This is a genomic window from Shewanella mangrovisoli, from assembly GCF_019457635.1.
GTDB lineage: Bacteria > Pseudomonadota > Gammaproteobacteria > Enterobacterales > Shewanellaceae > Shewanella > Shewanella mangrovisoli.
Genome location: NZ_CP080412.1, coordinates 2,604,445 through 2,629,030 on the forward strand (window position 1 = coordinate 2,604,445; position 24,586 = coordinate 2,629,030).

The 24,586-nt window shown below is 49.0% G+C and carries 20 protein-coding genes; 5 read left to right on the forward strand and 15 right to left on the reverse strand.

Translation table 11 applies throughout. From position 1 onward, the window contains the following. Window positions 1-4: 4 nt before the first annotated feature. The 4 genes from K0H60_RS11385 to trmJ all read right to left on the reverse strand — a co-directional run bounded on the left by K0H60_RS11385 (window position 5) and on the right by trmJ (window position 3,702). Window positions 5-1,219, reverse strand: a complete 1,215-nt coding sequence (locus tag K0H60_RS11385) for an IscS subfamily cysteine desulfurase (RefSeq protein ID WP_220053257.1) — start codon at window positions 1,217-1,219, stop codon at window positions 5-7. 78 nt (window positions 1,220-1,297) lie between these two features. Continuing rightward, the gene (iscR, locus tag K0H60_RS11390) at window positions 1,298-1,759 is read right to left on the reverse strand and encodes a Fe-S cluster assembly transcriptional regulator IscR (protein WP_006081858.1); all 462 of its coding nucleotides are present in this window, start codon (window positions 1,757-1,759) and stop codon (window positions 1,298-1,300) included. Between the two features lie 350 nt (window positions 1,760-2,109). Further along, a complete protein-coding gene (gene cysE, locus K0H60_RS11395) occupies window positions 2,110-2,931 on the reverse strand; it encodes a serine O-acetyltransferase (protein WP_011626050.1) in 822 nt (273 codons plus the stop codon). A gap of 45 nt (window positions 2,932-2,976) precedes the next feature. Then, window positions 2,977-3,702, reverse strand: coding sequence for a tRNA (cytosine(32)/uridine(32)-2'-O)-methyltransferase TrmJ (trmJ, locus tag K0H60_RS11400; protein WP_220055782.1), 726 nt, complete (start codon window positions 3,700-3,702; stop codon window positions 2,977-2,979). Window positions 3,703-3,856: 154 nt separating this feature from the next. Here trmJ and suhB point away from each other — a divergent pair, with 154 nt between their 5' ends. Further along, window positions 3,857-4,660 carry an inositol-1-monophosphatase gene (gene suhB / locus K0H60_RS11405; RefSeq protein ID WP_011622509.1) on the forward strand — a complete coding sequence of 268 codons (804 nt, stop codon included), beginning with the start codon at window positions 3,857-3,859 and terminating at the stop codon, window positions 4,658-4,660. A gap of 143 nt (window positions 4,661-4,803) precedes the next feature. On the opposite strand, the gene lolE is transcribed toward suhB, so the two are convergent. The 3 genes from lolE to K0H60_RS11420 all read right to left on the reverse strand — a co-directional run bounded on the left by lolE (window position 4,804) and on the right by K0H60_RS11420 (window position 8,075). Further along, window positions 4,804-6,054, reverse strand: a complete 1,251-nt coding sequence (gene lolE / locus K0H60_RS11410) for a lipoprotein-releasing ABC transporter permease subunit LolE (RefSeq protein WP_023265513.1) — start codon at window positions 6,052-6,054, stop codon at window positions 4,804-4,806. Then, window positions 6,051-6,746, reverse strand: a complete 696-nt coding sequence (lolD, locus tag K0H60_RS11415; protein WP_220055783.1) for a lipoprotein-releasing ABC transporter ATP-binding protein LolD — start codon at window positions 6,744-6,746, stop codon at window positions 6,051-6,053. Before lolD ends, lolE begins: the two co-directional genes overlap by 4 nt. Window positions 6,747-6,842: 96 nt before the next feature. Continuing rightward, window positions 6,843-8,075 (reverse strand): lipoprotein-releasing ABC transporter permease subunit, encoded by a 1,233-nt coding sequence (locus tag K0H60_RS11420; RefSeq protein ID WP_220055784.1) that lies wholly within the window; start codon window positions 8,073-8,075, stop codon window positions 6,843-6,845. 94 nt (window positions 8,076-8,169) lie between these two features. On the opposite strand from K0H60_RS11420, the gene K0H60_RS11425 reads away from it, so the two are divergent. The 3 genes from K0H60_RS11425 to K0H60_RS11435 all read left to right on the forward strand — a co-directional run bounded on the left by K0H60_RS11425 (window position 8,170) and on the right by K0H60_RS11435 (window position 13,378). Continuing rightward, window positions 8,170-8,790, forward strand: a complete 621-nt coding sequence (locus tag K0H60_RS11425) for a hypothetical protein (protein ID WP_220055785.1) — start codon at window positions 8,170-8,172, stop codon at window positions 8,788-8,790. Between the two features lie 86 nt (window positions 8,791-8,876). Further along, a complete protein-coding gene (gene mfd / locus K0H60_RS11430) occupies window positions 8,877-12,359 on the forward strand; it encodes a transcription-repair coupling factor (RefSeq protein WP_220058149.1) in 3,483 nt (1,160 codons plus the stop codon). Then, the gene (locus tag K0H60_RS11435; protein WP_220055786.1) at window positions 12,359-13,378 is read left to right on the forward strand and encodes a peptidoglycan binding protein CsiV; all 1,020 of its coding nucleotides are present in this window, start codon (window positions 12,359-12,361) and stop codon (window positions 13,376-13,378) included. Before mfd ends, K0H60_RS11435 begins: the two co-directional genes overlap by 1 nt. A 113-nt stretch (window positions 13,379-13,491) precedes the next feature. Here K0H60_RS11435 and K0H60_RS11440 read toward each other — a convergent pair whose 3' ends face one another. The 3 genes from K0H60_RS11440 to nagZ all read right to left on the reverse strand — a co-directional run bounded on the left by K0H60_RS11440 (window position 13,492) and on the right by nagZ (window position 15,975). Next, complete coding sequence (locus K0H60_RS11440) at window positions 13,492-13,764, reverse strand: acylphosphatase (RefSeq protein ID WP_220055787.1); 273 nt, start codon at window positions 13,762-13,764, stop codon at window positions 13,492-13,494. A 561-nt stretch (window positions 13,765-14,325) separates the two neighbouring features. Continuing rightward, entirely contained in the window at window positions 14,326-14,865 is a 540-nt protein-coding gene (gene ycfP, locus K0H60_RS11445; protein WP_088211706.1) for an alpha/beta hydrolase YcfP, read from the reverse strand. A gap of 81 nt (window positions 14,866-14,946) precedes the next feature. Next, complete coding sequence (gene nagZ / locus K0H60_RS11450; RefSeq protein WP_220055788.1) at window positions 14,947-15,975, reverse strand: beta-N-acetylhexosaminidase; 1,029 nt, start codon at window positions 15,973-15,975, stop codon at window positions 14,947-14,949. A 384-nt stretch (window positions 15,976-16,359) separates the two neighbouring features. Here nagZ and K0H60_RS11455 point away from each other — a divergent pair, with 384 nt between their 5' ends. Then, window positions 16,360-17,736 carry an L-serine ammonia-lyase gene (locus K0H60_RS11455; protein ID WP_220053264.1) on the forward strand — a complete coding sequence of 459 codons (1,377 nt, stop codon included), beginning with the start codon at window positions 16,360-16,362 and terminating at the stop codon, window positions 17,734-17,736. A gap of 111 nt (window positions 17,737-17,847) precedes the next feature. On the opposite strand, the gene K0H60_RS11460 is transcribed toward K0H60_RS11455, so the two are convergent. From K0H60_RS11460 to K0H60_RS11480, 5 genes are all read right to left on the reverse strand, one after another. Then, a complete protein-coding gene (locus tag K0H60_RS11460) occupies window positions 17,848-18,585 on the reverse strand; it encodes a hypothetical protein (RefSeq protein WP_220055789.1) in 738 nt (245 codons plus the stop codon). A gap of 424 nt (window positions 18,586-19,009) precedes the next feature. Further along, window positions 19,010-19,945 carry a M14 family metallopeptidase gene (locus K0H60_RS11465; RefSeq protein ID WP_220055790.1) on the reverse strand — a complete coding sequence of 312 codons (936 nt, stop codon included), beginning with the start codon at window positions 19,943-19,945 and terminating at the stop codon, window positions 19,010-19,012. Between the two features lie 55 nt (window positions 19,946-20,000). Then, window positions 20,001-20,459, reverse strand: a complete 459-nt coding sequence (locus K0H60_RS11470; RefSeq protein WP_220055791.1) for a GNAT family N-acetyltransferase — start codon at window positions 20,457-20,459, stop codon at window positions 20,001-20,003. Between the two features lie 137 nt (window positions 20,460-20,596). Then, window positions 20,597-22,648 carry a dipeptidyl-peptidase 5 gene (locus K0H60_RS11475; RefSeq protein WP_164717957.1) on the reverse strand — a complete coding sequence of 684 codons (2,052 nt, stop codon included), beginning with the start codon at window positions 22,646-22,648 and terminating at the stop codon, window positions 20,597-20,599. 274 nt (window positions 22,649-22,922) lie between these two features. Then, the gene (locus K0H60_RS11480) at window positions 22,923-24,467 is read right to left on the reverse strand and encodes a fumarate hydratase (RefSeq protein ID WP_220055792.1); all 1,545 of its coding nucleotides are present in this window, start codon (window positions 24,465-24,467) and stop codon (window positions 22,923-22,925) included. Between the last annotated feature and the right edge of the window lie 119 nt (window positions 24,468-24,586).

Genomic DNA, 24,586 nt, shown 5'->3' on the forward strand with positions numbered 1-24,586 from the left:
CGAATTAATGATGGGCCCATTGAACCTGATTCAGGTCGATGCCATCTTTGAACATCTCCCACAATGGAGACATTTCTCTTAATTTATCAATAGATTGTGTAATAGTTTCGATAGCGTGGTCGATTTCTTCTTCGGTAGTAAAACGACCGATTGAGAAACGAATTGAGCTATGCGCCATTTCATCATTTAAACCGAGCGCACGTAACACGTAGCTTGGCTCGAGACTGGCTGACGTACAGGCAGAACCCGATGAAACCGCTAAATCTTTTAATGCCATCATCAGCGACTCACCTTCAACATAGTTGAAGCTGACGTTCAGGCTACCGCTCACACGGTGAGTCATGTCGCCGTTTACATACGTCTCTTCGATGTGCTTGATGCCATTCCATAACTTGTCACGCAGCTGAGCGATACGGGCGTTGTCCGTTGCCATTTCAGCTTTTGCGATAGCAGCCGCTTCACCTAAACCGACGATTTGGTGAGTCGCCAGTGTACCACTGCGCATACCACGCTCATGGCCACCGCCGTGCATTTGGGCTTCTAAGCGAATGCGTGGCTTACGGCGCACGTACAGCGCACCAATCCCTTTTGGACCATACATTTTGTGGCCAGAGATAGAGATCAGGTCGACCTTAGTCGTTTGTACATCGATAGGTAATTTGCCCGCGCTTTGTGCAGCATCCATATGGAAGATAATGCCTTTTGAGCGGCATAATTCGCCGATGGCATCCACATCATGGATCACACCGATTTCGTTATTCACATGCATGATGCTGACAAGAATGGTGTCGTCGCGCATCGCCGCTTCTAAACGTTCCATCGGAATGATACCGTTGGCATCTGGCTCTAAGTAAGTGACTTCAAAACCTTCACGCTCAAGCTGACGGCAGGTATCGAGTACCGCTTTATGTTCAGTCTTGCTGGTGATGATGTGCTTGCCTTTCTTATTGTAGAAATGCGCTACGCCTTTGATCGCCAGGTTGTTTGATTCGGTTGCACCTGAGGTAAACACGATTTCACGGTGATCGGCATTGATCAGATCAGCCACTTGGCTGCGTGCCACATCCACCGCTTCTTCCGCTTGCCAGCCATAACGGTGAGAACGTGATGCTGGGTTACCGAAGATGCCATCCATCGTCATGTATTGGAACATTTTTTCCGCGACTCGCGGATCAACAGGCGTGGTGGCGGCATAATCTAAATAGATAGGAAGCTTCATAACACACTCCGTACTTAGCAGTCTCTGCCGAGGCTACATACAACGTACAAAAATAATTTTTATCGTATAACAAAAAGCCTATAAGCTGACTCTTTGCTCCTTTTGCATAGTGTCTTGCTTAAGCGAGATAAACTGCACATCCCGTTTCTGCATTAAGCCAGCAAGACTGATACCATCTAAAAAATCTGAAATTTGTTTGCTTAAATCGCCCCAGAGCGAGTGCGTTAAGCAGCGAGTTCCACTCTGGCAATTGCCTAATCCTTGACAACGAGTCGCATCGACAGACTCGTCCACAGCATGGACCACCATGCCAACAGAAATATCATTAGCTTCGAGGCCTAAGCGATAACCACCACCTGGACCACGGACACTGGCCACTAGGCCATGCTTACGTAACTTTGCGAAGAGTTGTTCCAGATAGGAAAGCGAAATCCCTTGTCTTTCAGAGATATCCGCTAAGGGAACCGGTCCCGAAGCCGAGTGGATGGCCACATCGAGCATTGCGGTTACTGCATAACGACCTTTAGATGTAAGTTTCATAACTACCATAGCTCCCAAACAGGTATGGGGTTATTTCAACATACCCGAGTATTTCAGTCAAGTATAAAACCTAGTAAAATACTCAAGTATATAAGCGTGCAGTGAACCAATACCCTTTCATCTTGGTGGGGTATTTAACCTTTTTCTGCCCTAAGATTCAATGCTAAAGGGGCAATTAATCATCCTAATCGCCCCCATATCGGGATCTAACGCACTCTCTTAGAATGAAAGCTAACCACCTAGGTACACTCTGTTCAAAAACCGCGCAACCACAGTGGAAATTGAACGGCAATCATAGGTGGCAGAAGCATGTGGATTAATATCAACACGCCCTGCGCAAAACACCTTAATTAAATGCTGGGGTCAAACTCGTCGAGCGCACTCTGGCGCTTATCGGCAGCGGCTTTTTCCGCGTCGTTAAACTCACCCACATTCAGCTCAGGCAATCTTTCGGTGCAGACATCGCCACCTAGGCGCTGAATGGCTTGACACAATTCCTGCACTTTTGAATCCATTAAATGCATATGGTCTAGCATTTGACCGATAGCGTTCGCGACGGGGTCCGGATTATCGGGAGACACTGCATATGCATCGAAGCCATATTTCTTGGCCATGGCGCTGCGACGCTCAGACTTCTCTTTCGATTGTGGCGAAGGTGTGGCGACCACGCGCCCCGGGATCCCGACCACTGTCGTATCCTTAGGCACATCTTTCACCACCACAGAGTTAGAGCCGACACGGGCCCCATCATGCATAGTGATAGGACCTAAAATCTTAGCCCCTGCGCCCACGACCACATTATTGCCCAGTGTGGGATGGCGTTTACCCGCCTGCCAGGTGGTGCCGCCGAGCGTCACGCCGTGATACAAAGTACAGTCATCGCCAATCTCGGCGGTTTCACCGATCACTACGCCCATACCATGGTCGATAAAGAATCGATCGCCAATAGTGGCACCGGGATGGATCTCCACTCCCGTCAACCAGCGCGAAAAAGTCGATAAACAACGGGCCATTAAGCGCCAATCACGCTTCCATAATTTATGGCTTATCCGGTGCAGCCAAATGGCGTGCATGCCAGGATAGTTGACCAAGATCTCAAAGGCGCTGCGCGCCGCGGGATCACGGTGATATATAGATTCAATGTCTTCTTTTAGCCTAGCTATCACACCCATGCTTCAATCCTTCGCGATTAGCGTTATATGCCAAATGTGCTTTGGCTATTTTTGTTTGTTACCCACCACTTTATCTATCGAGGTTAAAATGCCTCGAAGAATGTTCATCTCTTGGCTTTCGATACGAGCACGGCTAAACAGACGACGTAGCTTAGTCATCACTTGGCCGGGGTGGTTTTTAATAATAAACCCTGTCGATGATAAGGTGCTTTCTAAGTGCACAAAGAAACGCTCAAGATCGGCAGAAAGCGGATATTCTTCCTCCACTTGCGGCGCCGCTGTTTGCGCTAAGTGTGCCACACGCGTCTCATAACAAATGATCTGCACTGCTTGTGCTAAATTCAATGAGCTGTATTCAGGGTTAGCAGGAATCGCCACATGATAAGTACATTGCTGTAATTCTTCATTGGTCAAACCATGATTTTCACGGCCAAAGACAATGGCGACGGGTCCTGTTAATCCCTCATTGACCAACTTTTGCCCCGCTTCACGGGGGTCGAGCATTGGCCAATCTAAGGTACGACTGCGGGCACTGGTGGCAATCACTAAACTGCAATCGGCGATGGCTTCCTCTAAGGAATCCACTTTCACCAGATGCTTTAAAATGTCTGATGCACCGGCGGCCAAGGCAATGGATTGACCATCCACTTCACATCTTGGTTCGGCAAGATACAGGGTCGATAACCCCATGGTCTTCATCGCTCTGGCGGTCGAGCCAATATTGCCGGGGTGCGATGTCCCCACTAAAATCACACGAATATTACTTAGCATGAAACGACTTAATTTAATTCACAAAACACAGGGAGCGAATACTATCACAGGCGTGCGTGAATGCTTATATGAAAATCGGTATTTGATATAACATTCAAATCGAGTATAATGCCGCCCGCTATTTTTAACGTTCTTTAACATCCAGGGGATTGCAATGCATCCGATGCTGACGATTGCTGTTCGCGCTGCCCGCGCGGCCGGCCAAACTATTATGCGCGCTTACACTGAACTTGACCGAGTCGAAGTCAGTGCTAAAGGTGTCAACGATTTTGTTACCAGTGTAGATAAGGAAGCAGAAGCCGCCATTACCTATCAAATTCGCAAATCTTACCCTGATCACACTATCGTGGGTGAAGAGAAAGGCGAAAACCGTGGCGAAAACAAAGACTATGTTTGGATAGTCGATCCTCTGGATGGCACTAACAACTTCGTTAGAGGCATTCCCCACTTCGCGGTTTCTATCGCACTGCAACACAAAGGCAAAACTGAAGTTGCCGTTGTGTATGATCCTGTTCGTGAAGAATTATTTACCGCTATCCGTGGTAAAGGCGCCAAATTAAACGATTTCCGTATCCGCGTAACCAATGTGACTGAACTGGCTCCAACCATTATCGGTACTGGTTTCCCATTCAAAGCCCGTCAACACACCGAAAGCTACATGGCAATCTTTGGCGAAGTGTTCGGTCAGTGTTCTGACTTACGCCGCGCAGGTTCTGCCGCATTAGACTTAGCCTATGTGGCTGCAGGCCGTTTAGACGGTTTCTTCGAAATCGGTTTAAAGCCATGGGATATCGCTGCTGGCGACTTAATCTGCCGCGAAGCGGGTGGCACAGTCACCGATTTCACTGGTGGTCATAACTACCTGATCTCTGGCAACATCGTTGCAGGTTCACCGAAAGTGACCACAGAGTTAGTGAAAACCATGCGTCCTTTGCTGAACGAAGGTTTAAAGCGTTAATCACGCCCTGTAGGCAGTAAAGGATATTAAAAAGGCCAGTGAATTCACTGGCCTTTTTGTTTTCTGCTTTCGTTATTTTGCTTTAGTTATTTAGCGTTAGCAATTCTGCTTTAGCTAATCGCACTTGTCGGCTTAAAGACTTTCTATCGACCCGCCAATGCCTGCGCAGGGCCAATCTGGCTCGCCTTCCACGCGGGATACAGGGTTGCGATAAGACTCATCACAAACGCCGTGGCAATCACTAAACCAGCATCCGTCATATGTAGCTCTGATGGCAGAAAGTCCACAAAATACACATCGGCCGACAGGAGTTGAATTCCGAGCAGCTGCTCAATGCCACGGGCGATAGCACTGAGATTAATCGCGGTCGCAATTCCTATCACACCGCCAAGGGCACAACCCACAAGGCCATTTAACGCGCCTTGCACCATAAAAATCCCCATCACTGAAAGACGGCTTAAGCCCATGGTCATCAGAATAGCGATTTCACTGGCTTTATCCCGCACCGCCATCACTAGCGTTGAGACAATATTGAAACAGGCCACACCTATCACTAATACCAACACGAGATACATGATGGTGCGAACCAATTGAATATCTTGATATAAATGCCCTTGGGTACGCGTCCAATCACTGATATAGACAGACTGGTTTAAGGCATAACCTAGCTCGCGAATTTTCGCTGGCGCATCGAATACTTGCGCCACACTGATGCGAACACCGGTCACACCTTGATGTAAATTTAAGATATTCGCCGCATAGCGCATCGGAATATACGCCGTGGTTAACTCAAGCTCGCCGCCTAAACGGTACACACCCGACACCACAAAGCGATGGCTCTTGGCTGCCCGTAAACTGCCAGCATGTTCAGGATCAAGATCTTGCACATACAAAGCGAGGGTATCGCCGACCTCAAGGCCTAACTTTTTCAGCAGACTCTCTCCGAGGACGATGTGATTGTCATCCTCGCTCAAGCCTTGCCAAGTCTCTTTCGACATAAATTGCGAGAGGGTCGAGACTTTTGCCTCTTGCTCAGGGTCGATTCCTACAACGGCAAGCCCCTGAAAACCACCGGGCTTTTGCACTAATCCTTGCATCCGAATAAAAGGTGCAGCCGCCGTAATGCCTTCAATCTGCATGGCAGTTTGCTCAACCGCGCGCCAGTCGGCAATCGGCTCATTCACACCAACCACATCGGCTTGGGAGATCACACCTAACAGACGCTGCTCTAACTCACGCTCAAAGCCATTCATGGCTGAGAGCACCACAATCAGTACTGCAACCCCTAGCGCAATGCCCGCGGTCGATGCAAAGGAGATAAAGCTAATAAAACTATTGGATTGGCGCGCACGATAAAAACGCCAGCCAATGGAGAGGGCTAATGGTCCTTTCATTGGGCATGTTCCGCAACAGCTTGCAGATAACCATTCTTCATGGTGAGTTGTCTGTCCATCCGCGCCGCTAATTTAGGATCGTGAGTCACCACCACAAACGCCGTTCCGAGTTGATTGGCTAATTCGCGGATCAGCTCATAGACCGCCTCGCCGCTCTTGGCATCGAGGTTTCCCGTCGGTTCATCGGCCAGTACGAGTTTGGGTTTGTTGATCAGCGCCCGGGCAATTGCCACCCGTTGACGCTCGCCGCCCGAAAGCTCGGCGGGAATATGGCTCATTCTGTGCCCAAGCCCTACTCTTTCGAGCAACATTTTGGCATCGGCCTGCGCCTGAGCGCGGTCTCTGCCTTGAATAAACGCTGGCATAGCCACGTTTTCCAGCGCACTAAATTCGGGCAATAAATGATGGAACTGATAGATAAAGCCTAAGTCTTGGTTGCGGATCTGCGCCTGACGGGCACTGCTCACCTGATATAAATCCTCACCCGCTAACAAGACTTTGCCAGCAGAGGGTTTATCCAAGGTGCCCATAATATGCAGCAGCGTACTCTTGCCTGAGCCAGAGGTACCGACAATCGCCAGTTGCTCGCCCTTAAATACCTGTAAATCCACCTCAGACAACACCTGAGTGGTCACATCGCCATCGTGATAACTCTTACTCACCGCCTGCACTTGCAGTAACACGTCTTGCATTGAGATTCTCGCTATTGATTCTAAATGACATGGATAACCCCATGTCTAAACACGTCTCTCATCATGGGAGCGACGCTTTAATTTGTTACATCGCTGCTATTCGTAACGCAGCGCCGTGGCGGGTTGCACCCGCGCCGCTCGCAATGCGGGGTAAAGTGTCGCCACTAAGGTGACGACTAAGGTGCCGACAATAATCATCGACAATTGCCCCAGTTCTAATTTAACGGGCAGCACTTGCCCAGTGCCTAAAATAGAAATCCCCAAGGTCGCCATAATGCCATTTAAATTAAGGGTGAGCAGAATGCCGACCACCAGCCCCAGTACTAAACCTAAGACCGCATTCAACAAACCTTGCACCACGAAAATGCCCATCACCGCCGAGGTACGTAAGCCTTGGGTTTTGAGTACCGCCACGTCGGTGGTTTTATCCACCACCATCATCACCAGCGCCGACACTATGTTAAACGCCGCCACGGCCACAATCAGGCTCAGCATCAGCGACATCATGTTTTTTTCCATCTTCACGGCACTAAACAGATGACCATAGGTGTCGCGCCAATCACTAGTCGTCGCCTCTATGCCCTGCTCAGTAAGAACTTGCTTTACGTCCTTAGCCAGTGCGGGGGCCATAAATGGGTCGCTCAAATACAGCCTAAGCTGATTGATTTCATCACTGGGTTGACGCATTAAGCGCTTGGCATCTTGGTAATGAATGTATGCGACGCCTGCATCCACCTGTGAGCCCATCTCAAACACGGCGGACACTAAAAACTTGCGTTGGCTAGGGACTGGGCCGAGGGGCGAATACACCACGCCATCGCCGCTTAATAGGCGCACAGTATCACCCGGGCTGACCTTTAATTGGCGCGCAAGCTCGCTGCCTAAAATGACCTTATATTGGCCACTAGTTAGCTCGTTAAATGCGCCCGAATAAGTATGCTGTGCCACCATAGAGAGTTTTTCGGCAAGCTCAGGAAACACCCCAAACACTTGCACGGCGCGGATATTCGCCGCCGATTGCACCATGGCTTGGGTCGACACGCTCGGCGTCACGCCCTGCACGCCCGGCAAGGCTTTGAGTTTGTCCGCAGGTATAGTCCAATCACTTAAGGGCGCCTCAGTCACCACAGTCAATTGCGGTACAGCCCCCAGAATGCGCTGCTTTAATTGTCCTTCGAGGCCATTCATCACCGAGCTGACCACGATTAAGGCCGCCACCCCTAAAAAAATGCCCGAAACGGCAAATAAGGTAATAAAAGAAGCAAAGGCGTTTGCTTTTCTGGCCCGCCAATAACGGTAACCAACGTAGAGAGGAAATCGAAGATCCATTGAAAGAGGGCTGCGTCCTGTGTGCTGAACTTGCTAAATCATAAAGATGGGCACGATAATAGGGGTTTAGGTCCTATAAATAAAGAGGCAAGCCTTGTTCACTGACACCAATCCGTATTTTAGTGTGCCTCATCCCTTTACCGCTTACTTAAGCCTTTGGGACGAAAACCAGCCACTACCCAGTGAAATGGCTTTAAGATCAATGCAATCCCTAGGGATCCAGCTCCTGAGCGAAGTCAAAGCCCTTGAGGCCAGTTGCCTGTTGCAACTGCGGCATTTAGACAACGAAGCCAAGGTGGTGGTGGACTTTCTCAAGCTCCAATCCCGCAAGGTGGATTTAGTCCTGCAGCATGTACTCGAAAAAGAAGTGCAAGAGGGCGATAAATTTAGCGGTTGTCAGTTTGGTGGCAGTGGTATTCGCCTGATGAGCAAAGAGGCCCTCCCCCTTGGACGCCAATATAAAGTGACCTTATTTATCCACGAAGAATTGGTCGCCATTTTATGTTTTGCCAAGGTTACGGCCTGCTTAGTTTCGCAGGAAGGCCAATCCGATGGGCCGCAAGCACAACTGCACAATGCCGCATCGCCCTATCTCGTCGACCTCGAATTTAGTCAAATACTGGATGCGGATGTCGAGCAACTGGTCAAAGCGAGCCTCAATGTGCAACAAAAACAACTTAAACTGCGTAAACAGGCCCGTGACGAGCGCCAATAAAGGCTAGCGTTTTTGCTGGCACCCTAGCGCCCAAGTCACTACAATGAACGCAACTTATTGTGAATGAATCAGTTTATCCCACGCCAATGACACAAATTTCAGCCCTAACACCGCCCGTTGTCAAAAATGGAACTCAAATGCAAACCCTGTCGTGTCTCGCCGGGGTTGGTCAAGCCGTTACCCTCGCCAGCCTAGTTCGCCAACACAAGGACACAACACTGATTGTGACCAGTGATACGCCGACGGCATTGAGTATCGAGTTAGAGCTCAACTATTTGTTGGCTAAAAGTGCGATTAAGGTGCGACTGTTCCCTGACCGTGAAACCCTGCCCTACGACAGTTTTTCGCCCCATCAGGATTTGATTTCCCAGCGTTTAGAAACCCTGTCGCAAATCACCCAAGCCGAGCACAGCGTAGTGATAGTGCCAGTGACGACGCTGATGATGCGCCTACCGCCGAAATCCTATTTAAGCTCCAATGTGTTTGTGCTTAAAAAAGGCGATAAATATCAGCTCCATGATGTGCGACAACAGTTAACCGACACGGGTTATCATTTGGTCGAACAGGTGTACGAACATGGCGAGTTTGCCATTCGTGGCTCGATTCTCGATATCTTCCCCACCGGCGTGAATATGCCGCTGCGTATCGAATTGTTCGATGATGAAGTCGAGACCATTCGCCATTTCGATCCTGAAACCCAGCGCTCGTCCACTCCAGTGGATGCGGTGCGTCTGTTACCCGCCAAGGAATTCCCCACCGACAGCAGCGCCATTGAAGGTTTTAGGCAACGTTATCGCCGACGCTTTGAGGTCATAGTCAAAGAGTCTGAATCAGTTTATCAACTGGTGAGCCGCAATTTGATGCCCGCGGGCATTGAGAACTATCTGCCACTGTTTTTCGATGAGGTCGCGACGCTGTTCGATTACCTACCGAAGGACACTCAGTTAGTCACCCTAGGCGATATCGAAAAGTCCGCCCGTGCGCATTTGCAGGAGGTGGAAACCCGTTATGAGGACAGACGGGTCGACCCATTGCGGCCGCTGTTGGCACCCAAAGAACTGTATTTACTGATAGAAGAATTATTTGCCGCCTTTAAGCCGCTGCCTCGCTATCAGTTTATTGCGCCGCAACCCGATGCCGTCGCTGGCGCAGTGCAGATTGATGCCAGTCTGTTGCCCGAGGTAAGCGCTAATCACAAGTTAAAGCAGCCACTGATTGCGCTGCAAGATTACGCCGAGCGTGCGCCGCGGATGTTGTTTAGTGCCGAATCGGAAGGCCGCCGCGAAGCCTTGCTCGAACTCTTAGCTAAAATCCAGTTAAAACCGGCATTATTCGGCCATTTTGATGAGTTTATTCAAAGTGATGCCAAATTGGGTTTAATCGTTTCTCCCCTCTCCCGTGGTTGTTTACTCGGGCTAGGAAAGCAAACCGCCGTCAGCATCATCTGCGAAACCGAACTCTTTGGTCATCGCATCTCCCAGCAGCGCCGCCGTGAAAAACAACGCCAGATCAGCAACGATACCCTGATCAAAAACTTAGCCGAGCTCAAAGTCGGCCAGCCAATTGTGCACTTAGAGCACGGTGTGGCGCTGTATCAAGGCTTAGTCACCTTAGATACTGGCGGATTAGTGGCCGAATACCTACAGCTGGAATACTCGGGCGGCGATAAACTCTATGTGCCAGTGTCTAACCTGCACATGATCAGCCGCTACAGTGTCGGTGCCGATGGCGAGGCTCACCTCAATAAACTCGGTAACGACACTTGGGCCAAGGCAAAGAACAAAGCGATCGAGAAAATCCGCGATGTGGCCGCCGAGCTGCTCGATGTCTACGCCCGTCGCCAAGCACGCCCCGGTGAAAGCTGCGACATCAACGATGAAGAGTATGCGCAATTTGCCCAAGGTTTCCCCTTTGAAGAAACCGTTGATCAGGAAAGCGCGATTCATGCCGTGCTTGCCGATATGCAATCCCCCGTCGCCATGGACCGCCTCGTTTGCGGTGACGTGGGCTTTGGTAAGACTGAAGTCGCGATGCGCGCCGCCTTTGTGGCAGTGAATGCGGGTAAACAAGTAGTTGTGCTAGTGCCCACCACGCTACTCGCCCAGCAGCACTACGAAAACTTTAAGGACAGGTTTGCCGACTGGCCGATAGTGATTGAGGTGATGTCACGCTTTAGAACCGCCAAAGAGCAGACCCAAGTGCTGAAGCTGCTCGAAGAAGGCAAAGTCGATATCGTAATCGGCACCCATAAGCTGCTGCAATCCGAGGCAAAGTTTGAAAACTTAGGCCTGCTTATCATCGATGAAGAACACAGATTCGGCGTAAGACAAAAAGAGAAAATCAAGGCGCTACGTGCCAACGTGGATATTTTGACCCTCACCGCCACGCCCATCCCCCGCACCTTAAACATGGCGATGTCGGGGATGCGCGACCTATCAATTATTGCGACTCCTCCCGCTAAGCGCTTGGCGGTGAAGACCTTTGTGCGCGAATCCGATCCCGCCACCGTGCGTGAGGCCATACTGCGTGAAATTCTCCGTGGTGGCCAAGTGTATTATTTGCACAACAATGTCGAAACCATAGAGAAATGTGCCCAAGACATTAGCACCCTGCTCCCCGAAGCGCGGGTTGTTGTAGCCCATGGCCAAATGCGTGAGCGGGATCTTGAGCGGGTGATGTCGGACTTTTATCATCAAAGATTCAACGTGTTAGTCTGTACCACTATTATCGAAACCGGTATCGACGTCCCCAGTGCGAATACCATTATTATCGAACGTGCCGACACCTTCGGTTTAGCCCAGTTACATCAGCTGCGTGGTCGCGTCGGCCGCTCTCACCATCAAGCCTATGCGTATTTGATGACGCCACATCCTAAACGCATGACCAGCGATGCCCGCAAACGTCTCGAAGCCATCGATGCCCTCGAAGATTTAGGCGCAGGCTTTATGCTCGCTACCCAAGACTTAGAGATCCGCGGCGCGGGTGAGCTATTGGGCGATGAGCAGAGCGGCCATATTTCTAAAATCGGCTTTAGCCTCTACATGGAAATGCTGGAGTCGGCGGTCAAGGCGCTCAAACAGGGTAAAGAGCCATCGCTGGCGCAAATGCTCAATCAGCAATGCGAGATGGAGCTGAGGATCCCAGCGCTGTTGCCGGAAGACTATGTCGGTGATGTCAATATTCGTCTGTCACTCTATAAGCGCATCGCCAGTTGTGACAGTGAAGAAGCCTTAGATGAACTCAAAGTTGAGCTTATCGACCGCTTCGGTCTACTGCCCGACGCCACCAAAAACCTGATGGAAATGACCCTGTATAAACATCAGGCAACTCGGCTGGGGGCGACTAAAATTGAGGTACATGCCAAGGGCGGCAGCATCGAATTTAGTGATGATCATGTGATTGATCCCGGCTTTATCATTGGATTACTGCAAAGTCAGCCACAAATCTATCGAATGGATGGGCCGAATAAGTTAAAGTTCATCCTCAATGCCGAAACGGCAAAAGATAGGCTCGCTTTGGTCAAACTCTTGCTCGAACAACTATCGCAACATCGTCTTGGAGATAAATAGTGTTACGTCAACTCGCGGTCTCTATCGCTACACTTATTGCACTTTCACACAGTTCACTTGCCCGTGCTGAAGCTTGGTTCGAGGTTGAAGTCTATATTTTTGAACGCCAAAGCCAGTCGACTGAACAATGGCCGATGGCGCCAATTGAGACCAAAACCAACCGCGCTATCGATCTAATTTCACCGGTTGTAGGTCAGGCTGTGGTCTCCATGAGCAATGAATCCGCGCCCTGCACCTTAGTGTATGATGCCGATGCCAATAGCCATTGCGCCGAAAGCACGAGCACTGATACGAATACCACTCCCGAGATGAGTAACGGCGGCGCCTTAACCATTTCAGGCCCAAGCACTACAAGCTCAAATGCGGTGACCAGCTATCGCTATCCGAGTGTCATTCCATCGGAAATCGGCAGTGGTAGCCAAGCCTATGCGTCTCAAGGCAGTGGCCCTGTATTACTCGCCAGCAGCCAAGGCCAATTTGCGAGTATCATCAGTAGCCTATCGAGAGAACGTGGTAACCGCAGCTTACTGCATATGACATGGCAACAACCTATGATGGGCAAGAGTGGCTCAGTGCCCATTCGCCTGTTTGCGGGTAAAGATTATTCCGCCAGTTATCACTTCGATGGTCGTCAAATTGTGCAGCAAGCTATGGCCAGCTCAATGCAAGGCGCTAACGGCACAACAGGCATGATGACAGAAACATCTGCGCCATTACTGCCCTCTCCCGTGTGGCAGCTCGATGGCACGCTCAATATTTATCTTAGCCATTATCTGTATATCGAAACCGCGCTCAATTTGCGTAAAGAAGGTCGCAAATTAATGCCTGTGGCAGCCGATGAGGCGAGCATGAACGCAACAAATACTGCTGCGGCCCCAGCAAAAGTGATGACGCCTTATTTAATGTCTATTCCGTTGGAGCAAAATCGCCGAGTGAAAAGTGATGAGATCCACTATCTCGATCATCCCGAAATGGGCATGGTGATCCAAATCCGTAAAATGGCGCAACCTAACGCCTAAACTCATCAATAGGCTTAGAGCGAGTAAACAAAAAAGCGGTTATGCCATGCATACCGCTTTTTTATTGTCTCAATGGCGTGAATAAGTGCTCATGCTCATCAAAGCAAAGAGCATCAGCGCACTATCGAAAAGTCCAAGTAAATATCATCACCTTGGTCTTCTTCCACTGTTACCGTTAATCCGTCGGTACAAGGCACGCCCACCTCGCACCAGGCGATAAGACTATCCACCGCCGGATTACTGCCTTGGGCAAGGATTTCAACGCTGCCATCGGCGCAATTTGTCACATAGCCTGTGACGCCAAGCGTACGAGCTTTGTTAAGGGTCGCATGTCTGCAACCTACGCCCTGCACTTTTCCCATCAATCGGATCAGCACCCGTTTCATTTTCGTCTCCTGAACAAGGTGAGTTTGTTATTGTTATGCGAGATTAAGCATAGCCGAGTTTTCAACTTGGTTGGGCTTAAGCATGAGTAAATGATGGATTTTTAAGTGAAACACAACAAAGTAGGCATAAAAAAACAGCTAACGAGACCGCTGTTAGCTGTGTCGGGCGACATACGCAAAAGGTTGTCCATAAATGGACTAATTGGCATAAAAGTTTGTAGCATTTTGTAACAAACTATTAAGAGGGGCTACTTTACACAATTCATTATTAATTTCAACAAAATGATAGATAAAGCCACATAAACAGGGATTATTTAATGCTTTTTGCTGAAATAACCAGCTAAACCAACAATATATACCGTCACACATTCCAAATAATGACATAAATTATCGCCTTGTATTCCCAAGGCCGACAAATCTAATAGATTGATGCGTAACAGATCCAAAGGGGAAAATACAGAGTTGATATGAAAGTGCTTATCGCCTAAATGAGCGACGATAAGCCTTTTTAATCACAAGACACAATCACAGGACACAATCACAAGACAAACAAATTAAACGTTAACCCAGCTTAAAGGCTTTTATCTTAGGAAGATGTGCAGCTAACTGCGGAAATTTATGGGGCTGCGTCTCGTCCCATTCGATGGGATAATAAGGCTTGAGTGCCGCGGCGCTAGCCTCACTGTCGAGCACTTCATCCACACGCGACAAAATACACATGGCTTTATGGGTATTCTTCAACCTGAATTCAGAGACACACTTATTGGCAATATCGGCATACTCTTCGGGGCGGTCAATTTTCCCTTGCATCGTCTCTTCAGGATGAAGATTGGGATTGATTAACACCGACTTTAACCCGTTTAAAAAGCCAATTCGCTCAGCCCAATACGCCCCTAAGCCAACACCCACCATTAATGGCGCGGGATCGTCGCTATACTGCATTTGCTTGGCGACTTCTTTCAATAAATGCTGCATATCATGCTTGGGATGCAAAGTGCTGTAGCTGATAAGCCGCACATCTGGGTCAATAAACTGCAACTGACGCATTTTTTCGTGATTACCAGGGCTAGTTGCATCGAATCCATGAAGATAAAAAATCATATTGAGACCTTTTAACAATCTGCCAAACACGGCGCATGCCACTAACCCTAGCAAATATTCATTGCAGAACCTTGCGCTACATCAAACTTTTGCCTGTTGTGCGAGCTGGATTTGCTCAGCCAGCTGCTTAGCATTTTCCCAACGGCTAGCGTTTTCTAATGCGATAGCCGTTTGCGCCGCATTGGGTTTGAGTAAACTCGCCGGATGTTGTGGCGCCTCGGCGGGCCACACAAAGCCATTTAACAGTGACATGACGCCCGGATTATCGTTACAGACCAAAATCATATCGCAGCCCGCATCCAACGCAGCTTGGGCGCGGCCTAAATAATCCCCCGCAAAGGAAGCGCCCTTCATGCCTAGGTCGTCAGAGAAAATCACCCCGTTAAAGCCCAGCTCTTGGCGTAGGATCTGCTTTAACCAGTAGCTTGAAAAGCCCGCAGGATTTGGGTCAACTTTAGGGTAAATGACATGGGCTGGCATAATGCCCAATAATTTACCTTTAGCAATCAACTCTTTAAACGGCAAAATATCTTGATTAAAAATCGCCTCAGCCTCACGTTCATCGATAGGTTGCGCGATATGGGAGTCCGCTGCAACACTGCCATGACCTGGGAAATGTTTACCCACAGCGCCCATGCCCGCCTCGGCCATGCCCTCAATAAAACTCTGCGCTAACGCAATCACTTCATCGGGCTTTGCGCTAAAACTACGTTTGCCAATGACTTGGCTGATACCGTTAAGATCGAGCACAGGCGCAAAGCTTAAGTCGATGTCACAGGCAAGTAATTCTATGGCCATTAAAAAGCCTAATTCACAGGCCCAACGTTTAGCGAGAAGCATATCCCCTTTAGCTGCCGGTAAAATATCCCCCATAGCCGGGATCAGAGTAAATCCATCACGGAAACGCTGTACTCGCCCGCCCTCATGGTCTACTGCAATCAAAATCTCGGGACGAATTCGGCGGATCTGCTGCACTAAGCTAATTAACTGCTCACGGCTGGTAAAATTGCGGGAAAACAGGATCAAACCACCCACTTGCGGATGGCGCAGCATCTCGGCTTCTGCATCGCTGACGTCTAAAGACAGCAGATCCAACATTAGATAACTCATATTTCTCCCTAAAAATTCTTATTCATACTCAAAAAATAACCATAGCGATACTGGCCACTGGGTTCACAAAAATCCCCGAAAAGCGAGCCATTCGCCGTCAGACTTTGCAACAAAGCAATTATCTTGCCGATAAATTCGACATTCACCACAAGCTAATTAAGCTCAGCTTATCCGAAGTCTTTCTAATCAAAAAAACTAATGTGAATCTTGATACTAAACTGTGGGATACTGACCTTAAACGTATCACACAAGCACATTTTGTGTGGTTGATGCCTGCAGTTTGCCAGAGTTTACGACATAAAAACCAGCGTATTGGCGCGGTAACTGCAAAGATCTTCCACGCACAGACTAAAATAAAAATCGAGACACAACAGGACTTCAATCATGATTAGCGTATTCGATATGTTCAAGATCGGCATTGGCCCTTCGAGTTCACACACTGTTGGCCCAATGAAAGCGGGCAAAATTTTTATGCAGCACCTTGCTGATGCGGGCCAGATTGCCCAAGTAGATGAATTAAGAGCCGAACTCTTTGGATCACTCGGTCAAACAGGTAAAGGCCACGGCACGGGTAAAGCCGTTATTCTAGGCTTAATGGGTGAAGATCCAGAAACCGTCGACACCGACAGCATCGACGGCATTCTTGAGCAAGTGTCTAAAAATGAGACCCTCACCCTCAGCTGCGGCAAAGTAGTCAAGTTTACCCGTGAAGACGGCATTACCTACCACAGACGTAAAACCCTTCCCGCCCATGCCAACGCCATGACACTGTATGCCTACAGCAAAGGCGAATGTATTTTTGAGCGCACTTACTACTCTGTCGGTGGCGGATTCATCCTAGACGAAGATGAAATCCATCAACGCAATGCCTCTCCAGCATCACAAATTGAATCAGCACCTTACGATTTTAATAGCAGCGCCCAATTACTGGATTTATGTACTGAGCATGGCCTGAGTATTTCTTCCCTGATGATGGCCAACGAGCTTAGCCTCGCTAGCGAAGAAGAAGTCAAAGCCAAGCTGTGGAATATCTGGCAAACCATGAAAACCTGTATCGAACGAGGTTATCAGAAGGAAGGTATTCTGCCTGGCGGCTTAAAACTGCGTCGCCGCGCACCAGCACTCTACCGTCGTCTCAAAGCCGAAGGCCGTAACAACGTCGATCCGTTAACCGCAATGGATTGGGTCGATTTATTCGCCCTCTCGGTGAACGAGCAAAACGCAGCCGGCGATCGCGTCGTCACCGCGCCGACAAACGGCGCCGCGGGCATTATTCCTGCCGTGCTTTGTTACTACGATACCTTCGTGCAAGAAGTCGATATCGATGTTTGCGCCCGTTACCTGTTGACCGCCGCTGCGATTGGTATTTTGTACAAGAAAAATGCCTCGATTTCGGGCGCAGAAGTTGGCTGTCAGGGCGAAGTTGGCGTAGCCTGCTCAATGGCGGCCGGTGCGTTAACCGAGATCATGGGCGGCACTGTCGAACATGTTGAAAACGCGGCCGAAATTGGCATGGAACATAACCTCGGCCTGACCTGCGACCCCGTAGGCGGCCTAGTACAAGTCCCTTGTATTGAACGTAATGCTATGGGTGCAATCAAGGCGATTAACGCATCACGCATGGCGCTACGCGGCGACGGTAACCACAAGGTATCACTGGATAAAGTGATTAAAACCATGATGGATACAGGTAAAGATATGCGCAGTAAATACAAAGAAACCGCCAAAGGCGGCCTCGCAGTGAACATTGTAGAGTGTTAATCCACTCAAGCTTGTAATCCACTTAAAGTGTTTAACACTGTCATGCCGCGCTTAACCGTTTAAATAAAATGATTAAGCGCGGCATTTTTTATCGGTAAACAAGTACAACGTTTAGTTCGTCGCCTTCATTGACGTACTCGCATATTGGGCAATCACTCCCGCCCATGTTTTTTCAATTTCAGGAATAAGCTGCGAAAACGCCTGTTTTTCAGTCTCTCGGCGTAAATCATCGACTGCATCTGAGGTGCTCCATACCGACGCATTTCGACTCTCCTTAGCCGTCGACTCCGCTAATCCATACAAATATTCGGTGCGAACATCAAACAGAGCTGCCGATACGGTTGTCGTCACACTGACTTCTTTATTTTTTAACAGTCCAAGAGAAATCACGTTTAATGGCGCAAATTGCTGTTCTCCCGCATGGAAAGAGGTATCAAAGGTATAAATTAGTAAGATATCCGCCTTGAGCCTTGCCGCCGCTTCCCGCAGTGATTTGATGGAGTCTAACTGCTCCGGCAATAAAATACGGTTTAACGGTGCAATCCCTGCCACCTGCGGCATTTTGGCTAGCTGAGCAAAATCGGCTTCGGTTTCGACCTCACGTGTAGTGACTACACTGTAACGGCCCGTGCCAAAACTGCTTAAACGATAGGATGCATATCCAGGCGCTTGAATACGTGCTACAGCAATATGCGCGGGAAATGTTGCCGCCGCTTGTACTGACTTCAGCGCATTAATATCCGACTCCGCCAAACCACCAATAGCCACACTGCCGCCAGGCGTAGTATAGGAAGCGCAGCCCCCAAGCAAGAGGAGACTCAATAAAGCCGCTTGTTTTATCTTTCTCATCACAACTCCTTTATGTGAACTGCTGTTTGGCTATAGCCACACTAACGCCCATTTATCGTTTAAGTATCTTCGTCAAACATCACTAACTTACTGTTGATGAATGTTTTTTACAATCCTCACCTTGTATTTTCAGCTAAGCACGGTCAATGCAAAGTTATGTACATAGCCCGCTCAACGTACACGTTATCGGCTAAGTCACGCTCGAATAAAGAATGTGCCTGATTTAGAAAATGGATATGGCGGCACGTCCACGATGAAAGTGCATGCGCTAAAGTAAGCATTATCACTGTGAGACAGCGGTTTGGGGTGACAATAAAAAAGCCCTCATGTGAGGTTTTTTTTATTGATTGAACTTAAGCAAAATCAATTGATAACGTCCTGAAAAGCGTTACAACTGTTCAGGTTTAGTATCAAACAAACTCAACTAGTTCAACGCTAACACATAGTCGATGGCACTGGTGATTGCCGAGACTTGGGCTAGATCGCACTCCTCGGGCGTGGCCGATGGGCTGTCGGGATACACTTCTGTGGTGGTGTTATAAATACAGCCCGTCACACTGCTGCATAAACCTAGCGCTTTTAATGGGTAATTAATCACTCCATGTTGCACCACTGTCGAGCCGATAATCTCGCCCTTGTCATCGGCGGGCGCGATGTGAGTCACTTTGCTCACCCCATCGATAATCGCCTTTTGGAAGGCATCCTGCGGACTTTCGGTATCGCCTACGGCATAAAAACCATCTGGAATGGTGCCAGGGATAAAGTCTTTGCCGTCACGTGCGGCCAAGGCTGGGCGAAATTCGTCCTCATCCGAGTCGGTGGTTTCATGTAAATCCACATGCACATCAAAACCTTGTGGAACGCTTGCTACCAGTGCCATCAGTGCTGCCGACTCTTCAGCGGGACTATTAACATAAAACGAGCGGTTTGGATCGATAGCTTTCGGGTTCCAGCGATTAATGGTTTCATAACCCCAAGGGCTCACACATACTGCCACCACTAAGTTTACCCGCTTCGCATAGTGAGCCGCGTTGTTAGCCAAAAAGGCCAAGGCGCCATGCACGCCGCTGGTTTCGTACCCGTGTACGCCACCTGTGACTAAGACGGTTTTCTTGTTCGGATCGAAGCTTGCTGATTTGACCGCAAACAAGGGATAACGCGCAGGATCAATTGATAAGGCGCCATATTGCACCACGCTCAGCCCTAATTCGGCCAGTTGTGACTCCATCGCTTTTAGTGGCGTGACAACATTGTCTTGATAAGAACGCTTAATTTGCGTGCTAGCAAACCATGCCGCCTTTTCGGCATCGCCCCATTTTTCACCAACTGTCCCGATTGGGTAAAAACTCACATTCGCCATAGGTTCTCTTCTTCTGATTTTATGTTTTGGTCTTATGGTTAAAGATCGTTATAGATCAAAGCACGAGCTGCATTGGAATATCGCGGATCCCACCGCGCTCGCGAATATCACTTTGCGCAATAAAGCCAAAGCGCTGATAGACAGGCAGCGCATTCACCGCAGAATTGACGGTAAACGTGCCGGGATTCCCATTCGCTAAACACTCAGCTTTAGCAAGCTCCCACAGCTGACGCGACAGGCCTTGCCCCTTGGCGATATCCGCCACAAATAGATGATAAAGATGACTGTTATCCTTCATCCCCACCACACCGACGAGTTCACCAACCTCATTCACTGCAACATGATATTGATAACCTAAGGCAAAATAATGCGCCACCGACTCAACCGACATGGCTTTGACTAAGGTTTCAGCGCCCACATCTGTGCACGTGGGAGCGATATAAACGTGCGTAAGCTCCGTGATTAATGCGCTTATTGCCTCAATATCTGTTGTAGTCGCCGCTCTGATCTGCATCTTCATTCCTTGATAAGTCCAGTGTTTAACTGACTACGATTAACAATCCTAGTATTAAAAAGCCAGAACAGGGTTCTGGCTTTGGCAACAAGTTAACGGGACTTAATACCCAGTGGATTTAAGTCCATTATCCTCGATTACTTTTTCGTCCAGCTGTCCATCCAACGGAACACGTTCGCGTACCATTGTTCTAGGTTTTCTGGCTTTAAGATCCAGTGGTTTTCGTCAGGGAAAATTAACAGCTCTGATGGAATACCCTTACGCTGCATATAGCTGAATGAGGCTAAACCTTGGCCATAAGGCACTCGGAAGTCCTTCTCACCATGGATTACCAGCATTGGCGTCTTCCAGTTTTCCACATAGTTTACTGGGTTAAACTTCTCATATAAGGCTTTGTTATCTGAGTAAGTGCCGCCAAACTCATGCTCTGGAAACCATACTTCTTCGGTTACATAGTACATGGAGCGCATATCGAACAGACCAGCGTGGTTAACGAGGCACTTAAAGCCATCGTTCCAGTTGCCTTGGATCCAGTTCATCATGTAGCCGCCGTAAGAGCCACCCAAGGCACAGGCATTTTGTGGATCGAGCCATTTTTGTTGCTGGCTCACCGCAGCCAGACCTTTTTGTAAATCTTCTAATGGCTTACCGCCCCAATCTTGGCTGATAGAATCGGTAAAGGCTTGGCCGTAACCGGTTGAACCGTGGAAGTCCACCATCACTACGCCATAACCCGCGCCAGCCCATAATTGGGCGTTCCAACGACCACTGAAGGCATTACCAAATGACCCTTGTGGACCACCGTGGACTAAGTATGCAATCGGATACTTTTTACCTTCTTGGTAGTTGGCAGGTTTGATCCAGTAACCGTAAACATCTTCGTTATTCCAACCCTTAAAGCTAAATTGTTGGAATTCACCGAATTTGATTTCGGCCAGCTTGTCTTTGTTGACTTCAGTTAGACGTTTCAGGCCTTGGCCATCGGTGTTGATGCGATACAGATCTCCCGGCTCAACTAAGGTTTTGCTGTCGAAGATCAATTGATCGTCGGCGATCGCAATCAGGCTATTGCTGCCGTCGCTATAAACAGACTGCACATCACCAAACTGAGTATTCACTTTGAAAATAGACACTTGGCCAATGTCCTGCGCCGTCACATACAGAGTGCGGTTGTCCGGTGCAAACATCAGCGAGCTTGGGCTTCTGTCCCACAGCGGTGCCACTTCCTTCGACTGTCCAGTGCTAGTATCACGCAGCATAATGCGGTAACGATCGGCCTCAAAGCCCGGTTTAGTCATCGCAAGATACGCCATGTAGCGACCATCACTTGAGAATGTTGGCTGGGCGTCCCAAGCAATGTTATCGGCGGTTAAGTTAGTGGCTTTGCCACCGTTTACACTCACCTGCCACAGATCGTAGTTTGTGGTCCAAGCTTGATCTTTACTTGGCGCTTTCGCGCTGTACACCACATATTTACCGTCAGGAGTGAAAGTCACTTCTTCCATGCCTGAGAATGGCTTAGGTGGGGTTTCTGTATCTAAACCTTGGGTGATGTCCACCACTTTGGTCAGCTTCTCACCGTTAAGAGCACCCACAAATAAGTGGTTACGGGCATGATCTTCCCAGGTATCCCAGTGACGCACCATCAACTGCTTGTATTCACGACCCGTCGATTTACGCTCTTCTTCGGCCTTAAATTTGTCTTTTGAACAAGCTAAGTCTTTACACTCTGGGAAGACGCGCATGCTGAGCACGATTTGCTTGCCATCGTTAGAGAGTTTGTAACCATCGATATCCAATGGCAGATCAGAAACTTGCTGCGCTTCACCGCCCGTTAATGGCAGTTGGAACAGCTGGCTTGAACCACTGCGGCTGGCGAGGAAATAAATTGATTTGTCATCGTTTGCGAAGCTGACATCGTGCTCAGTACCCGCAGCCGAGGTGATCTGCATCGGTTTAGCGTCCGCTTGCGTCAGATCGAGAATATATAAATCTGAGCTCGCCTCTCCCTTGTCATTAACGGTTTTCAGGCCGTAGACCAATTTTGTGCCATCATGGGACACCGCGGCTGAATGCAATTTGTTGAGTTTAACCAGCTGTTGCACAGTAAAAGGCTTAGGATCGGCCGCGTGGGCAGAACAGGCCAAACCTGCCGCGCCAAGCGCCAATAGGAGAGGAGCTATTTTCATTGTTATATCCATCTTTTGTTAAACACATTCGGTAGTTGTACCGAATGAACGGTCAAAACGATCATCAATCGTCTTTGTGAAGATAAGTTTGCCACACTAACGAAACAAAAACGCTCAAGCAAGCCAAAAGGCGTACTTGAGCGTATTTTTTTGTGACAAATTGTCAGTCAGCATCGAATGGCGTCATTGAGTACCACTCGCCGTCCTTTCCCGCTCAAATCCCGCTTAAAAAAGCGACATTTTTGCAAGAAGGACATTCGCTTAGGCCATTTGCTTAGGCTTTGGCGTTAGCGATATTTACTTTCCAAATCGCGGGACCGGTTTCATGGGCATTCACGCCGTTTGAGTCAACCGCCACAGTCACTGGCATATCTTCAACGTCAAACTCGTAAATCGCTTCCATACCTAAGTCGGCAAAGGCTACTACGCGTGATTTCTTAATGGCTTTAGACACTAAGTAAGCCGCGCCGCCCACTGCCATCAGGTACACAGCTTTGTGTTTCTTGATAGATTCAACGGTTGCTGGACCACGCTCAGCCTTACCAATCATGCCCATCAGGCCAGTTTTATCCAGCATCAGGTCAGTGAACTTGTCCATACGGGTTGCAGTTGTCGGGCCAGCAGGACCTACAACTTCGTTACCGACTGGGTCAACAGGGCCCACGTAGTAGATAAACTTGCCAGTAAAGTCCACGCCTTCTGGTAAACCTTCACCGCTTTCAATCAGGCTTTGGATACGTTTATGGGCAGCATCACGGCCGGTCAGCATTTTACCGCTTAACAGAATGGTTTCACCGCTCTTCCACTGCTCGATATCAGCTTGTGTGACTGTATCTAAGTTAACGCGGCGCACATCGCTGCCCACTTCGCGGGTGATTTCTGGCCAGTCGCTCAGTGAAGGAGGCGCAAGATCCGCAGGGCCAGTACCATCTAAATGGAAGTGTACGTGACGAGTTGCGGCGCAGTTCGGGATCATGACTACAGGTTTTGATGCTGCATGAGTCGGCGCTGATTTGATTTTCACGTCTAACACTGTGGTTAAACCGCCAAGGCCCTGCGCACCAATACCGAGGTTGTTAGCACGTTCGAAAATGTCTAAACGCAGTTTTTCTTCGCTGGTTTCTGCGCCGCGCGCCATTAACTCATGGATATCTACGCTTTCCATCAGCGCTTCTTTCGCCAGCACCGCGGCTTTTTCAGCGGTGCCGCCAATACCGATGCCGAGCATACCAGGAGGACACCAGCCCGCGCCCATGGTTGGCAGCGTTTTTTCAACCCAAGCAGCGATATCATCAGATGGGTTTAACATCACCATCTTGGCTTTGTTTTCACTGCCGCCGCCCTTGGCTGCGATAGCCACTTCCACATGGTTGCCTGGCACCATATCGATATGCACCACGGATGGGGTGTTGTCTTTGGTGTTTTTACGGCTACCCGCAGGGTCGGCCACAATCGATGCACGCAGTGGGTTATCAGGGTTGGTATAAGCGCGGCGAACACCTTCATCGACCATTTGTTGCACGGTCATATCGGTTTTGTCCCACTTAACACCCATACCAATCTTAACGAAGGTGGTCACTATACCCGTGTCTTGACACAGTGGGCGTTTACCTTCGGCAGACATACGCGAGTTAATCAAAATTTGCGCAATCGCATCCTTCGCCGCCGCACTTTGCTCACGCTCATAAGCTTCGCTCATGGCATCAACAAAATCTTTTGGGTGGTAATAGGAGATGTATTGCAGGGCATCGGCCACACTTTCAATAAAGTCGGCTTGTTTAATCACTACATTTTCAGACGTTTCATGGTGAGATGACATAGTAGGTGCGCTCCAGCAGCCTTTAGGGCCTTACTTGTTTTTTTGTGTAATTCTTTCTGGGCCAATATGATACTCTTTCCCATCTTTTTGGGCTACATCACATTTTTAGATAGGGTTAA

Coding starts and splice junctions, on each gene's coding strand:
- K0H60_RS11385 (WP_220053257.1), bottom strand. CDS start 1,219: ATGAAGCTTCCTATCTATTTAGATTATGCCGCCACCACGCCTGTTGAT.
- iscR (WP_006081858.1), bottom strand. CDS start 1,759: ATGAAACTTACATCTAAAGGTCGTTATGCAGTAACCGCAATGCTCGAT.
- cysE (WP_011626050.1), bottom strand. CDS start 2,931: ATGGGTGTGATAGCTAGGCTAAAAGAAGACATTGAATCTATATATCAC.
- trmJ (WP_220055782.1), bottom strand. CDS start 3,702: ATGCTAAGTAATATTCGTGTGATTTTAGTGGGGACATCGCACCCCGGC.
- suhB (WP_011622509.1), top strand. CDS start 3,857: ATGCATCCGATGCTGACGATTGCTGTTCGCGCTGCCCGCGCGGCCGGC.
- lolE (WP_023265513.1), bottom strand. CDS start 6,054: ATGAAAGGACCATTAGCCCTCTCCATTGGCTGGCGTTTTTATCGTGCG.
- lolD (WP_220055783.1), bottom strand. CDS start 6,746: ATGCAAGACGTGTTACTGCAAGTGCAGGCGGTGAGTAAGAGTTATCAC.
- K0H60_RS11420 (WP_220055784.1), bottom strand. CDS start 8,075: ATGGATCTTCGATTTCCTCTCTACGTTGGTTACCGTTATTGGCGGGCC.
- mfd (WP_220058149.1), top strand. CDS start 8,877: ATGACACAAATTTCAGCCCTAACACCGCCCGTTGTCAAAAATGGAACT.
- K0H60_RS11440 (WP_220055787.1), bottom strand. CDS start 13,764: ATGAAACGGGTGCTGATCCGATTGATGGGAAAAGTGCAGGGCGTAGGT.
- ycfP (WP_088211706.1), bottom strand. CDS start 14,865: ATGATTTTTTATCTTCATGGATTCGATGCAACTAGCCCTGGTAATCAC.
- nagZ (WP_220055788.1), bottom strand. CDS start 15,975: ATGAGTTATCTAATGTTGGATCTGCTGTCTTTAGACGTCAGCGATGCA.
- K0H60_RS11455 (WP_220053264.1), top strand. CDS start 16,360: ATGATTAGCGTATTCGATATGTTCAAGATCGGCATTGGCCCTTCGAGT.
- K0H60_RS11460 (WP_220055789.1), bottom strand. CDS start 18,585: ATGAGAAAGATAAAACAAGCGGCTTTATTGAGTCTCCTCTTGCTTGGG.
- K0H60_RS11465 (WP_220055790.1), bottom strand. CDS start 19,945: ATGGCGAATGTGAGTTTTTACCCAATCGGGACAGTTGGTGAAAAATGG.
- K0H60_RS11470 (WP_220055791.1), bottom strand. CDS start 20,459: ATGCAGATCAGAGCGGCGACTACAACAGATATTGAGGCAATAAGCGCA.
- K0H60_RS11475 (WP_164717957.1), bottom strand. CDS start 22,648: ATGAAAATAGCTCCTCTCCTATTGGCGCTTGGCGCGGCAGGTTTGGCC.
- K0H60_RS11480 (WP_220055792.1), bottom strand. CDS start 24,467: ATGTCATCTCACCATGAAACGTCTGAAAATGTAGTGATTAAACAAGCC.